Source organism: Poritiphilus flavus (genome assembly GCF_009901585.1).
Taxonomy (GTDB): domain Bacteria; phylum Bacteroidota; class Bacteroidia; order Flavobacteriales; family Flavobacteriaceae; genus Poritiphilus; species Poritiphilus flavus.
The window spans coordinates 233812-247696 of sequence record NZ_WXYO01000006.1; the positions used below are offsets into that span (position 1 = coordinate 233812).

General features: G+C 45.8%; 14 protein-coding genes. 11 read left to right on the top strand and 3 right to left on the bottom strand.

The features are described 5' to 3' along the window. Positions 1 to 58: 58 nt before the first annotated feature. On the top strand, positions 59 to 877 hold the full coding sequence (locus tag GTQ38_RS13780; RefSeq protein ID WP_161436124.1) for a peptidoglycan-binding domain-containing protein: 819 nt from the start codon (positions 59 to 61) through the stop codon (positions 875 to 877). 13 nt (positions 878 to 890) lie between these two features. On the opposite strand, the gene GTQ38_RS13785 is transcribed toward GTQ38_RS13780, so the two are convergent. Both GTQ38_RS13785 and GTQ38_RS13790 read right to left on the bottom strand, forming a co-directional pair. After that, the gene (locus GTQ38_RS13785) at positions 891 to 1181 is read right to left on the bottom strand and encodes a hypothetical protein (protein ID WP_161436125.1); all 291 of its coding nucleotides are present in this window, start codon (positions 1179 to 1181) and stop codon (positions 891 to 893) included. A 25-nt stretch (positions 1182 to 1206) separates the two neighbouring features. Continuing rightward, on the bottom strand, positions 1207 to 1650 hold the full coding sequence (locus tag GTQ38_RS13790) for a hypothetical protein (protein ID WP_161436126.1): 444 nt from the start codon (positions 1648 to 1650) through the stop codon (positions 1207 to 1209). Positions 1651 to 1987: 337 nt separating this feature from the next. Here GTQ38_RS13790 and GTQ38_RS13795 point away from each other — a divergent pair, with 337 nt between their 5' ends. The 10 genes from GTQ38_RS13795 (at position 1988) to GTQ38_RS13840 (ending at position 13414) form a co-directional block, all read left to right on the top strand. Beyond that, the gene (locus GTQ38_RS13795) at positions 1988 to 3184 is read left to right on the top strand and encodes an Nramp family divalent metal transporter (RefSeq protein WP_161436127.1); all 1197 of its coding nucleotides are present in this window, start codon (positions 1988 to 1990) and stop codon (positions 3182 to 3184) included. Further along, positions 3184 to 3924, top strand: a complete 741-nt coding sequence (pxpA, locus tag GTQ38_RS13800; protein ID WP_161436128.1) for a 5-oxoprolinase subunit PxpA — start codon at positions 3184 to 3186, stop codon at positions 3922 to 3924. Before GTQ38_RS13795 ends, pxpA begins: the two co-directional genes overlap by 1 nt. After that, a complete protein-coding gene (gene pxpB / locus GTQ38_RS13805; protein ID WP_161436129.1) occupies positions 3921 to 4658 on the top strand; it encodes a 5-oxoprolinase subunit PxpB in 738 nt (245 codons plus the stop codon). The genes pxpA and pxpB overlap by 4 nt, the downstream gene beginning before the upstream one ends. Then, a complete protein-coding gene (locus GTQ38_RS13810; protein WP_161436130.1) occupies positions 4651 to 5490 on the top strand; it encodes a 5-oxoprolinase subunit C family protein in 840 nt (279 codons plus the stop codon). Before pxpB ends, GTQ38_RS13810 begins: the two co-directional genes overlap by 8 nt. Before the next feature lie 191 nt (positions 5491 to 5681). Continuing rightward, positions 5682 to 7358 carry a dihydroxy-acid dehydratase gene (gene ilvD / locus GTQ38_RS13815; RefSeq protein WP_161436131.1) on the top strand — a complete coding sequence of 559 codons (1677 nt, stop codon included), beginning with the start codon at positions 5682 to 5684 and terminating at the stop codon, positions 7356 to 7358. Between the two features lie 77 nt (positions 7359 to 7435). Then, positions 7436 to 9169 carry a biosynthetic-type acetolactate synthase large subunit gene (ilvB, locus tag GTQ38_RS13820; RefSeq protein WP_161436132.1) on the top strand — a complete coding sequence of 578 codons (1734 nt, stop codon included), beginning with the start codon at positions 7436 to 7438 and terminating at the stop codon, positions 9167 to 9169. A 5-nt stretch (positions 9170 to 9174) separates the two neighbouring features. Continuing rightward, complete coding sequence (gene ilvN, locus GTQ38_RS13825; RefSeq protein WP_161436133.1) at positions 9175 to 9702, top strand: acetolactate synthase small subunit; 528 nt, start codon at positions 9175 to 9177, stop codon at positions 9700 to 9702. A 27-nt stretch (positions 9703 to 9729) separates the two neighbouring features. Next, complete coding sequence (ilvC, locus tag GTQ38_RS13830; RefSeq protein WP_161436134.1) at positions 9730 to 11205, top strand: ketol-acid reductoisomerase; 1476 nt, start codon at positions 9730 to 9732, stop codon at positions 11203 to 11205. 50 nt (positions 11206 to 11255) lie between these two features. After that, positions 11256 to 12848, top strand: coding sequence for an NADP-dependent glyceraldehyde-3-phosphate dehydrogenase (locus GTQ38_RS13835; protein ID WP_161436387.1), 1593 nt, complete (start codon positions 11256 to 11258; stop codon positions 12846 to 12848). 26 nt (positions 12849 to 12874) lie between these two features. Next, complete coding sequence (locus GTQ38_RS13840; RefSeq protein ID WP_161436135.1) at positions 12875 to 13414, top strand: GNAT family N-acetyltransferase; 540 nt, start codon at positions 12875 to 12877, stop codon at positions 13412 to 13414. A gap of 340 nt (positions 13415 to 13754) precedes the next feature. Here the strand turns inward: GTQ38_RS13840 and GTQ38_RS21130 are convergent, their stop codons facing one another. After that, the gene (locus GTQ38_RS21130) at positions 13755 to 13883 is read right to left on the bottom strand and encodes a hypothetical protein (protein ID WP_262886137.1); all 129 of its coding nucleotides are present in this window, start codon (positions 13881 to 13883) and stop codon (positions 13755 to 13757) included. Between the last annotated feature and the right edge of the window lie 2 nt (positions 13884 to 13885).

The following is a 13885-nucleotide window of genomic DNA, read 5'->3' on the forward strand; positions in this document are numbered from 1 at the left end:
CGGACTACCGCGGTTTTACTGATTGTGACAACCCCCTAAACCCCTAAAAACGCGTATCATGATCAAAGATTGGTATAAAAAAGAGCTGTCCATCAGCAGCCTGCAAAAGCGAAATGGTTCCACAAACAGGAAAAAAGATGTCATGAAGATCCAGTCCTGGCTTAATCTCTATTCTATCGGGAATCCCCTTAGTAGCACTGCTACAGGAATTGACGGGGATTTTGGCCCGGCTACGGAGAAAGCGGTAAAGAATTTCCAGAAAGCCGAAGGGATGAACCAAACAGGTACCGTAAGCCATGCCCTGTTTGCCAAGCTATGCAACCCGCTTCGCGAGGCTTTTGAGCAACCGCTTTCCGGCAGTAGTTTCAGGGAACTCGTATTAGAAGTCGCGGAAAATCACCTCAAAAATCAACCTTACGAATTGATCATCAAGGGCCAGTCCAATAGCGGACCGTGGGTAAGAAGTTATATGGATGGAAATGACGGTTCTCCCTGGTTCTGGTGTATGGGTTTTGCCCAGGCTATAGTGGATCAGGCCGCATCTGCGATAGACAAGAGATTCACCGGGCTTATGCCGAAGACCTATAGCTGCGATACCGTAGGGACTACAGGATTGAACAAGGGACTGCTTACACGCTACCAGACCTTGCGGAGGCAGCCGGAGCGCATAGAACCCGGAGATATTTTTTTACTGCAAAAATCCCGCTTTGATTGGGTGCATACCGGAATAATCACCAGAAGAATTGGGGATATCATTGAAACCATTGAGGGAAATACCAACAACGAAGGTTCCAGGAACGGTATCGCCGTAATGAAAAGGGTTAGGAATTACCGAAAATCCAAGATAGACGTTTTCTCGGTCGCGCCTCTGGCCTGAAATTTATCCAGGTCTAATACAGGGTGTTGGAGACCAATATGGTCAGGATAAGCAACACCATGGCAAAATTAACGGTGATCGCAATGATCTTTTTTTCATTGGTGGGTTCGTCCATTCCCTTGATGATAAAGATGGAGCCGAAAATTCCCAGGACTCCGGATACCACTATCGGCAGTCCAAAGAGGATGCGTGAGATTTCCGGTTTAATATTGACCATGATCGTCAAAGCGGCAAAGGTCAATAGAATAAGAATAAGCTTGCTCACCTGATAGGATCGCTCGGTATAACTTTTATTTGCTTCCATTGCTCCGGGGTTTTAGAAGTTAGTTTCAAATCACCTTGATATTTGCTCTCAGCCCCTCTATTATGCCCATAATGTTTTGTACCGTTTCCTGTAGGTAGTGTTTTATGATGATATGCGGTATTCTAATCGTTGTAAATCCGTTCTGAAACGAATGCATGGTCTCCTCCAGATCGTTCATCGCTTGCTCATGGGTCAGCATCTGATATTCCGTATCGATCTCGATGTTTAGCTTTACCCTGGAAATCGCGAGGTCAACGGATCTTTTCCCGTCCCACCATTCCAGCATAGGGTTTTCACCGGCCGATTTCAAACCGTAATACAGCTTAACTGCCTCAACAGGAGTATTGTTTTTGCGCATAAGTCTTTCCATACGAAGTCTGTGATGCTCACAAAGCTCCACGTTGAACATCTCGATGGATTTCCTATGGTCTATGTAACTTAACTCCTTACCACATTCCACACATTTCATTCAGTAGGTTAATTTTGATTTGGGATACTAATAACCCTGGCTTTTGAGGAATATTATATTCTCTCGACGTATGAACCCCCACTTTTAGACGAACTGCAAATTTTTAGACGAACTGCACGATTTATGTTAAAATTTTGGGCAGGGCAGCAGCCAAAAAACCGTCTTTCATCGACCAGGAATTGGTGACGTTATCTGATCAATTCAAGTCTTCAAAAAACCTAAAAACATGCCCTATATGGCTATATTCTCTGCAAAATTCAACAGCCGGGCTTAATTCAGTCTTAAAACCCCCTATATTTACCAGAAGACCTGATTCGATAACAAACACTATATAAGAATGCGAACAAAAATTGGCCCGGGTATACTGGTAGCCGCAGCATTTATTGGCCCGGGTACGGTAACCGCCTGTACTTTAGCCGGGGTAAAATTTGGTACTGCACTCTTATGGGCCATGCTGCTTTCTATTGTAGCCACGGTGGTTTTGCAGGAAATGGCAGCCAGGCTTGGCATCATTACCCAAAAAGGCCTTGCCGGAGTGCTGAAAACAGAACTGACCATACCCTGGTTTAGGAGTCTTGCACTGCTCGTCGTTCTCAGTGCCATCGTTATTGGAAATGCGGCCTATGAGGCCGGTAATATCGGAGGGGCCACTTTGGGGCTGGAAGTGTTCTTTGGTCAGGGATACAGGCAGTTTTATCCCTGGATAATCGGACTAGTGGCCTTCGTTTTACTGTACTTAAGTAGTTATAAAGCCCTGGAAAAGGTCTTTGTTATATTGGTAGGGATCATGAGTGTCTCCTTTTTAACCACGGCCATTATTACAGGCCCGGATATCAAAAAAGTGGCTCAGGGATTGTTCATGCCCGAAGTACCGGAAGGTAGCTTGCTTACCATCATTGCCCTGGTAGGTACTACTGTGGTGCCGTATAACCTCTTTCTCCATGCCTCCCTGGTTAGGGAAAAGTGGAATTCTGCAGCGGGACTGTCTGATGCCCGTAAAGACACCCTGATCTCGGTTTTTCTGGGAGGATTGGTTTCCATGGCTATCATAGTTTCTGCAGCGGCCATTCCCGGAGATCAGTTAGAAAGCGTGATGGACCTGGCAAGGGGCCTGGAACCTTTATACGGCGATGCCGCCAAATATTTTATGGGTGTTGGCCTGTTCGCGGCGGGTGTAACCTCGGCCATCACAGCCCCGCTGGCCGCGGCCTATGTGGCAGGAAGCGTTTTTGGTTGGGAAAAGGGTACGAAGCACTTTAAATTCCGCCTGGTTTGGATACTGGTGCTAATTTCAGGAGTAAGTGTGCTTTCTTTTGATATCAACCCGATCCAGGTGATAAAGTTCGCTCAGGTGGCCAATGGTATACTATTGCCTTTTATTGCTGTTTTTCTGGTCTGGATGGTTAACAAAAAAGGCATAATGGGAAATTATAAGAATGATATCTGGCAAAATATACTGGCCATAACTATTTTGCTTTTGGCCACTGTTCTCGGACTGAAAAGTCTTGTGCAGGTATTTGGAATCTTACAATAATGGAATTTGAGGTAGATCTTAATTGTGACCTTGGAGAGGGTTTAGGAAATGAAGCTGAGCTAATGCCCTACCTTTCTTCCTGTAACATTGCCTGTGGAGGGCATGCGGGGGATGAGGAGACGCTCAGAGAAGTATTACGACTTGCCAGGAAGTACAATGTAAAGGCAGGGGCCCATCCTTCCTATCCCGATCGCGAGAATTTCGGAAGAATATCTATGGTCATAGCACCGGACCAATTGAAGGCCAGTATTCAGGAGCAAGTAGAATTATTTCTCAGGCTTGCCGAACAGGAAGATGTCCCTGTGCATCATATTAAACCACACGGCGCATTATACAATGATATTGCAAAGGGGCAGAAAACAGCAGAGATCTTTTTGAAGGCAATCGAACCCTATAAACAGCAGTCAATGCTCTATCTGCCTTGCGGCTCCAAGGCTGCTGAATTAGCTCGTAAAAGAGGGTTTCGGCTTATGTTAGAAGCTTTTGGAGATCGCAACTATAATGCAGATCTTTCCCTGGTCTCGAGAAAGGACAACCATGCCCTCATAACGGAACCTAAGGCGGTACTTCATCATATGCTACGCATGATAAGATCCGGTGAGGTTTTAACCGTAAACGGAGAGACCGTCAAAATAAAACCAAATACTTTTTGCATACATGGCGATACGCCTTCGGCATTACAAATATTGGTGTATCTTTCTACTGAATTTCCCAAACATCATATTCGTATCAAAAAGTGAATCCTTACGCTATATCTGTTAAACCTTTTGGAGAGGAGGCGGTTCTTATCGAATGGCCAAACCGCGTTGAAGAGGCCATTCTAAAGGATATACTGGAATTCAACAAATATCTTCAGGAAAAACTCCCGGGATCTGGGCGGTGGGAACAGGTTCCGGCCTACAACTCCCTCACCCTGATCAACAATAAAGAAGGGATCGATTTTGAGGATATGAAGAAAAAACTTTTGGGCTGGTACACTGAAAAAAAAGCGGTGGACCCGGCCCCCCGATATCTCTGGACACTACCGGTTTGCTATACCCCGGAATACGGGGAAGACCTCAAGGAAGTCGCGGATCTATTGGATTACAGTGTCGAAGAGCTTATCGCTGAACATACAGCCCATAATTACACCGTATATGGTATTGGTTTTCTTCCGGGGTTTATGTATTTGGGTGGTATTCCCAAAGCACTGGAAACCCCGAGAAGAAGTACGCCAAGGTTAAAGGTCCCCAGTGGTTCCGTTGGTCTTGCCGGGAAGCAGACCGGGATCTATCCCCAGGAGTCGCCTGGAGGCTGGAATATTATTGGGAATTGTCCAATCCCGATTTTTGATGTCACAAAGAACCCTCCCTCATTTGTAAGTGTAGGGGATAAGATTCGCTTTTATAGCATTACCCAAGGGGAGTACGATTTGCGCAAAATAGAAGGCGAGGTCGGGATTTATAAACCGGAAAAGGAACTGCTGGATGATTAAGGTCTTACATACGGGTTTTTTCAGTACTATACAGGATTGGGGGCGCACGGGATATCGGAACAAAGGGGTGCCGGTAAGTGGAGTGATGGACCGCTACTCCGCCGCTATGGCCAATGCTCTATTGGAGAATGAGGAGACCGATGCCCTTTTGGAGATCACCATGACAGGCCCTGTACTTACTTTTGATGCTCCTACCTTTATCGCATTCACAGGAGCTGATCTCCCCGCTACCCTGAATGATAATCCTATCGAGGCTTATCACGTACACAAAGTAAATACAGGAGATACCTTGTCCTTTGGCAAGTTTCGCAGTGGCTTTAGGTGCTATCTGGCTATAAAGGGAGGATTTCTTTCCGAGAAGGTTTTGGGGAGCCGTTCGTTTTACAGACCTATAACTGCCGAAAACCGGATAAAAGCCGGTATGGAACTTCCTTTCCGGACTTATGAGAACTTTACGCCTAAGATCACCACGATCAAAGCGGCCTCATTGTTTGAGGAGACTGAGCTCGATGTCCAGCCGGGACCGGAATACGAGATCCTAAGCGAGAAGCAGCAGAAAGAGCTGCTGGGATCGGAATTTACCATCGCCAAGGAAAACAACCGCATGGCTTATCAGCTCACTCAAAACCTGGATGCGCATTCAGTCAATATGCTTACTTCTGCAACGCTGCCCGGGACTGTTCAACTTACACCCTCAGGTAAGATCATTATCCTGATGTGTGATGGTCAGACTACCGGAGGCTACCCTCGCATCCTTCAATTATCCCAAAGGGCTATTTCTATCCTCTCCCAAAAGAAATTCGGGGATTCCATAGCTTTTCGACTGTATTGACCCCGCCTTGTTCAGTATTGAATATGGGATAAAATAATAAGTTAAATATCTGTTTATCAGTGATTTAATTTAATATTCCTATTATTGAATTTGAACCAACCCTAATTGTTAAAAAAAACAGCTTTTTGAAAGGACTATCTTTGATCGAAAGAGTTTGAATATCTATGTTTTCGAAAGAAATAGCCGCTTAAATGGAATTGAATAAATACAGCAAAAACATTACCCAAAACCCTACCCAGCCAGGATCTCAGGCCATGCTTCACGCGATAGGGCTTACCGAAGATGATCTTAAGAAACCCTTTATAGGGATCGCCAGTACAGGTTACGAGGGAAATCCGTGTAATATGCACCTGAACGATCTGGCTCAGGAGGTCAAAAAAGGGGTCAATGAAGAAGGATTGGTAGGACTGGTATTCAATACCATAGGTGTAAGTGATGGTATCTCCATGGGAACCCTGGGAATGCGCTTTTCCCTTCCTTCAAGGGATCTGATAGCAGATTCCATGGAAACGGTAGTGGAGGCTATGAGTTATGACGGCCTGGTCACTGTGGTTGGCTGCGATAAGAACATGCCGGGAGCCCTTATGGCAATGATTCGGCTAAACCGGCCTTCCATACTGGTATATGGCGGGACCATCGCGTCCGGATGTCTGAAGGACCGAAAGTTGGATATCGTTTCGGCTTTTGAAGCCTGGGGAGAAAAAGTAGCGGGTACTATTGATGAAAAAGAATACAAAGCTGTAATCCAGAATGCCTGTCCCGGTGCAGGAGCCTGTGGCGGAATGTACACTGCTAATACCATGGCTTCGGCCATTGAGGCATTGGGAATGGCGATGCCTTACAATTCTTCTAACCCCGCAACCGGAAAAGAGAAAAAACAAGACTGTATAGATTCGGGCAGGGCGCTTAGGAACCTGATCGAAAAAGACTTGAAGCCAAGCGACATCATTACCCGGAAGTCTTTGGAAAATGCCGTACGCCTTATCACGGTCATGGGAGGTTCTACAAATGCCGTTCTGCATTTCCTGGCTATTGCCAGGGCAGCGGAAATAGATTTTGGCCTGGATGATTTCCAAAAGATAAGCGATACAACTCCTTTCCTGGCGGATCTTAAACCTAGTGGTAAGTTCCTTATGGAAGATGTACACCGTGTCGGGGGTACCCCGGCGGTTCTCCGCTTTATGCTGGAAAAGGGCATGTTGCACGGGGATTGTATGACGGTAACTGGCAAAACCCTGGCTGAAAACCTGATTGAATTGGATGGCCTTTCAGAAGGTCAGCAGGTGATCAAACCTTTGGATAACCCCATCAAGGAAACGGGACATTTGAGAATACTCTACGGCAATCTGGCTGAAGAAGGTGCTGTTGCCAAGATAACGGGTAAAGAAGGACTTAAATTTACAGGTCCGGCCAAGGTCTTTGAGGATGAGTTAAGCGCCAATGAAGGTATAGGGCAAGGATTGGTTCAAAAAGGAGATGTGGTTGTGATACGATATGTAGGCCCAAAAGGAGGTCCTGGAATGCCCGAAATGCTCAAACCTACTTCCGCCATTATGGGAGCTGGTCTGGGCAAAGAAGTGGCCCTGATAACGGATGGCCGTTTTTCTGGCGGAACCCATGGTTTTGTGGTGGGGCATGTGGCGCCTGAAGCTCAGGAAGGAGGAAACATAGGCTTATTACGTGATGGAGATATGATAACCATAGATGCCGAAGAGAACAGTATCAGTGTGGCACTGTCGGACGAGGAGATCGCTGAAAGAAGAGCAAACTGGAAGCAACCGGAATTGAAGGTTAAAAAGGGGAGTTTATACAAATACGCTAAAACAGTATCGTCTGCATCTCAGGGATGCGTTACAGACGAAATATAGGAAACAAATTGCAACTTTTTTGATTGGCAGGATGCATCGTAAGCTGCCATGAGATCAGATCCAGATATAGCAGACATATGGAAACGGTAAAAGCAAAAAGAACAGCAGCTAGTAATAAAGTGGGGATTAAAATAAGTGGTGCTGAAGCACTGATCCACTGTCTATTGGCTGAAGGAGTAGACTTGATTTATGGATACCCTGGCGGAGCGATTATGCCGGTGTATGACGAATTGTATAAATTTCAGGACAAACTTACTCACGTACTGACAAGACATGAACAGGCAGCGACCCATGCCGCCCAGGGATTTGCCCGTGTTACCGGAAAAGTAGGGGTGGCTATGGCTACCTCAGGTCCCGGTGCCACCAACCTGGTGACCGGACTTGCAGATGCGCAGATAGACTCTACACCTATCATCTGTATAACCGGACAGGTACCCAGGCATCTTTTGGGTTCTGATGCATTTCAGGAAACAGATATTATTGGGATATCAACACCGGTGACCAAGTGGAACTACCAAATCACCAAAGCATCTGAAATTCCTGAGATCATGGCCAGGGCATTTTATATCGCGAGGTCCGGAAGGCCAGGTCCTGTTCTGATCGATATCACCAAAAATGCCCAGTTTGACGAATTTGAATTTACATACGAACCCTGTAACGGGGTTCGAAGCTATAAACCGGTCCCTAAACCCGATCCTGCTGCCATTGAAACGGCGGCTTCACTGATCAATTCGGCCAAAAGACCCTATATCGTATTCGGGCAGGGTATAATTCTGGGAGAAGCTGAAGCGGAACTGAAGGCATTCGTAGAAAAATCAGGAATTCCTGCAGCCTGGACCATATTAGGACTGTCGGCCCTGGAAACGGACCACCCCCTGAATGTGGGTATGGTGGGTATGCATGGAAATTACGGACCGAATGTGCTCACCAATGAATGTGATGTACTCATAGCCATTGGCATGCGTTTTGACGACCGTGTTACCGGTAATCTGGCTACCTACGCAAAGCAAGCCAAGATCGTACACTTTGAAATAGATCCTGCCGAAGTAAACAAAAATGTAAAGGTAGACATTGCTGTACTAGGCGATGCAAAGGAAACCCTTAGTCAGATACTTCCACTGATTGATAAGAACAGCCATGAGGAATGGCTCTCTGAGTTTCACAAGAAATACGAAGAAGAATATCAGGCTGTGATCGATGGTGATCTGAACCCTACCAAACCCGGGCTTACTATGGGTGAGGTGATCGAGGAGATCAACCTGGCCTCTAAAAACGAGGCTGTTATCGTTACAGACGTGGGCCAGCACCAAATGATAGCCTGCCGATATGCCAAATTCAATCAGACTAAAAGCAACATCACCTCTGGCGGACTGGGAACCATGGGATTTGCCCTTCCTGCTGCCATTGGTGCTAAAATGGGTGCTCAGGAAAGGGAGGTTGTTGCTATCATCGGTGATGGGGGCTACCAGATGAATATCCAGGAACTGGCCACCATATTTCAGAATAAGACAGCGGTTAAGATCGTGGTACTTAACAATGATCACCTGGGAATGGTAAGGCAATGGCAGGAACTCTTTTTTGAGAGCCGATATGCTTCTACCGTAATGACCAACCCGGATTTCGTTAAGATCGCTGAAGGATATTATATCAAAGCTCAGCGGGTGGAAGCCCGTGAAGACCTCAGATCGGCCGTAGAAGAAATGATGGCTTCGGACGAACCATACTTCCTGGAAGTACGGGTAGAAAAGGAAGACAATGTATTCCCGATGATCCCTTCCGGCGCTTCGGTTTCTGATATCAGATTGAAATAAAGACTATGGATAACAAATGGTTTACTATTTCGGTGTATTCCGAAAATCACGTGGGACTCCTGAACAGGATATCCGGTATTTTTCTCAAAAGACATATCAACATTGAAAGCCTTAACGTCTCCAAATCGGAGATTGACGGGGTCTCAAAATTTACGATTGTCGTCTTCACCACAGAAAACTGGACACAAAAGATCGTCGCTCAAATTGAAAAGCAGATTGAGGTGATCAAGGCGTTTTATCATACTGATGAGGAAACCATATTCCAGGAATCCGCCCTTTTTAAGATAGCATCCAACCTTTTGTTTGACGAAAGGCAGATCCAAAACATCATCAAGGAAAGTAATTCTCAGATCGTAACGGTATCCAGAGAGTTTTTTGTTTTGGCAAAAACGGGTAGGAGAGGTGAGATAGACGAGATGTACCAGGACTTAAAACCTTTTGGGATCATGCAATTTGTCCGGTCTGGCCGTATAGCCGTTACCAAGGCAGAAATGCAGATCACCGCCTTATTAAAAGAGTTTCAAACCAATTAATCATCATATAAATTACGAGAACAAGAAATGGCAAATTATTTTAATACACTGTCTTTAAGGGATCAATTAGCACAGTTAGGTAAATGTAGATTTATGGAGATCCATGAATTCACAGATGGTGTTACCGCTTTAAAAGGAAAAAAGATCGTAATTGTCGGTTGTGGGGCTCAGGGATTAAACCAGGGGCTAAATATGAGGGATTCTGGTCTTGATATTTCGTATACCCTGAGAGAAGCGGCGATCAAAGAACAAAGGCAATCCTATAAAAACGCCACGGAGAATGGATTTACGGTAGGGACCTATGAGGAATTAGTACCCTCTGCGGATGTAGTGATCAATCTTACTCCGGACAAACAGCATACATCGGTAATCAAAACGGTAATGCCTCTTATGAAAAAGGGGGCTACACTATCTTACTCCCACGGCTTCAATATCGTTGAGGAGGGCATGCAGATACGTGAGGACCTTACCGTGATTATGGTTGCTCCTAAATGCCCGGGTTCCGAAGTTAGGGAGGAGTATAAAAGAGGATTTGGAGTACCCACCCTGATTGCGGTGCATCCTGATAATGATCCTGAGGGTAAAGGACTGGAGCAAGCCAAAGCTTATGCCGTAGGGACCGGTGGTCATAGGGCAGGAGTATTGGAATCTTCATTTGTAGCCGAAGTTAAATCAGACCTTATGGGAGAACAGACCATCCTTTGCGGTTTACTACAGACGGGTTCCATTCTTTGTTTTGATAAGATGATAGAAAAGGGAATTGATCCCGGATACGCTTCCAAGCTCATTCAATACGGATGGGAAACTGTCACTGAGGGCCTAAAGTACGGAGGTATTACCAATATGATGGACCGTCTGTCTAACCCGGCGAAGATCAAAGCCTTTGAATTGTCCGAGGAGATGAAGGACATTATGAGGCCCTTGTTCCGCAAGCATATGGACGATATTATGAGTGGTCATTTTTCCAAGACCATGATGGAAGATTGGGCAAATGACGATAAAGACCTGCACAACTGGAGGGCGGCAACCGGAGAAACCGCTTTTGAAAAGACCGCTGCTGGCTCCGTTGAAATATCTGAGCAGGAATACTATGACAATGGGGTGTTAATGGTGGCCTTTGTCCGCGCAGGGGTGGAACTGGCCTATGAATCCATGACGGAATCCGGTATTATCGGGGAATCCGCATATTATGAATCCCTTCATGAAACCCCACTGATCGCCAATACCATTGCCAGGAAGAAATTATTTGAAATGAACCGGGTAATCTCCGATACTGCAGAATACGGATGTTACTTGTTTGATCATGCCTGCAAGCCGCTCTTATCCGATTTTATGAAAAAGATCGATACGGATGTTATCGGCAAGGCATTTGGAGAAGGAAGAGATACAGGCGTGGATAATGCCAAGCTCATTGCTGTGAACCGTGCATTAAGGTCACATCCTGTTGAGATTGTTGGAGCCAGGCTAAGGGAATCCATGACAGCCATGAAGCCCATTGTTTAATAACTGAATTTAGGTAAAACCTTCTTTTTAAGCTGAGGAGTATGAATACCATGAAATCAATATCCGCGGAAATACCTACTCGTTTCCAAATTCACGAACCTATTCATCAAAGTGAGTACCTTATCAATGGTGAGCTGATCACCTGGCAAGGTGAAACAGCTGACGTTTATTCCACCATATCCACAACAGAGGACTATCAAAGAACCCTGCTTGGAAGTGTTCCTGATATGGCTGAAAAGGAAGCCCTTCAGGCTCTTGATGCCGCAGTGGCGGCTTATGATCAGGGACAGGGGGTGTGGCCTACAATGAAGGTCAATGATCGCATTGCCTGTATGGAAAAGTTCGTAGGGCAAATGGCCGGGAAAAGGGAAGAAGTTGTAAAACTTTTGATGTGGGAGATCGGGAAATCCCTTCCTGATTCGGAAAAAGAGTTCGACAGAACCGTTGAGTATATCAAAGACACCATAGAGGACTACAAGCAATTAGACCGTAATTCGGCCAAATTTCAAAAGCACGACGGGGTTTATGCGCATATTCGCAGAGGTCCCCTGGGCGTAGTTTTGTGTCTCGGCCCTTACAACTATCCCTTGAATGAGACCTTTACGCTCTTGATCCCCGCGATCATTATGGGGAATACTACCATATTCAAACCGGCGAAACACGGTGTTCTGCTGATCGCTCCGTTGATCGAAGCCTTTCAGAACAGCTTCCCCAAAGGGGTGGTAAATATCGTTTTTGGAAGGGGGCGAGCCGTTGCAGGGCCGATTATGAAGACCGGCAAAATAGATGTACTTGCCTTAATAGGTAACAGTACTTCTGCTAATTCCTTGCAGGATCAGCATCCTAAGAGTAACAGGCTTCGTCTTGTTCTTGGACTGGAAGCGAAGAACCCTGCTATAATTCTACCGGATGCGGATCTGGACCTCACCGTCAATGAGTGTATAGCCGGAACGCTGTCCTTCAATGGTCAGCGTTGTACCGCACTAAAGGTGATCTATGTACATGAAGACATTAGGGAGGAATTTAACAGAAGATTTGCGGAGAAGGTAGACACTCTGAAGTTCGGTAATCCCTGGGATGAGGGAGTTAAGCTAACCCCTTTACCTGAAGCTCAGAAACCTTCTTACTTCCAGGAACTCATTGATGACGCCCGGGAATACGGGGCAGAGATACTGAATCCCAAAGGGGGAGAAACCACTGAAAACTTTATTTGGCCGGCAATACTTTATCCGGTAAACAAGGAGATGAAGGTGTATCAGGAAGAGCAGTTCGGGCCAGTGATCCCTATTGTTCCTTTTTCGGATATCAGCGAACCCCTAGACGATATGGCAGCAAGTAACTACGGCCAGCAGGTAAGCCTTTTTGGAAGTGATGTTTATGCCCTGGCACCGTTGATCGATACGCTTGCTAACCTGGTATGTCGGGTAAATCTCAACAGCTCCTGCCAGCGCGGTCCGGACGTATATCCGTTTACCGGGCGTAAAGACTCTGCCGTGGCAACACTTAGTGTTCATGATGCCTTGCGGTCGTTTTCCATAAGGACCTTTGTAGCTTTTAAGGATAACCCTTTGAACACTCAAACCGTTGAGAAGTTGCTGGAGACTAAGTTATCTAACTTTATAAGCACGGATTATATCTTATAAACAGACCATTTTCAGCCTGGCCGCCTATGGAAAACGCAAAGATCGAAGTCGTTGTTGCCAGACCTGAAGATGCCAGAATCATTGCCCTGTTGGGGCGCATTACCTTTAGTGAGACCTTTGGGCATTTGTTCAGGGATCCTTCGGACTTGCTGCATTACTGTTCGAACACATTTGGCCTGGAAAAGATCTCACGAAGCCTTTTGAAAAAAGAGAACCTTTTCTGGCTGGGCTTAGCCGATGGGCTGCCAGTGGGCTATGCCAAATTAAAACTGGATGTCAATTCTGATTTTGTCAAGGCCAGTAGGGTAGGGCAGCTTCAAAAGATATATGTTTTAAAGGACTTCCTCGGCTATGGAATAGGCCTAAAACTTCAAGACACTTTATTGTCACAGGCCGCAGCCCTGGGATGCGAAGAAGTCTGGCTCAGTGTGCTTAATGAAAACAGTCGGGCCATTCGTTTCTACGAAAAAAATGGCTTTAAAATTGTCGGACATCACGACTACACCATCGGTAAAGAACACTTTGAATTCGAGGTCATGAGCAAAGCCCTGAGCGGCGAATCATAGATCCTATTCTTTCTCAAAACATGAACTTCCTCAGAAGCAAGTGGACGGCAAATTTTAAACAACCCCCATTACGAATTCCTTCTATTGTCAAATAGGAACAGTTGTTACTTTCTCTTTAAACTGTTGGCTATAAAGGGATAGCTTCGCGGAAAATTTTCACAATGAATCCTTTCTGCCTGGGAAACCCTGGAACATTTATGCTCCTATACAATGGGTCCATCCAGTCAGAGGATTTGGAAGGAGTGCATAAAGGAAGCATTGTTTTGCTCTATTATAGGCAAACAATGTCGGGGATATTGTGCAAAGCAGGGTGTTTTGAGTTTTCAGGACAGCCTGAACCCTACTTACCCCCATTTTTGGTCTCCGGTTCTGAAATCAGTGACTTAGCCTTTGGATCAGGATCCAAAGCGCCCCCGGCCCTTGCCGCAATTTCGGTTGGGTCAAAATCAAGCGCTTTATACAAATACATTA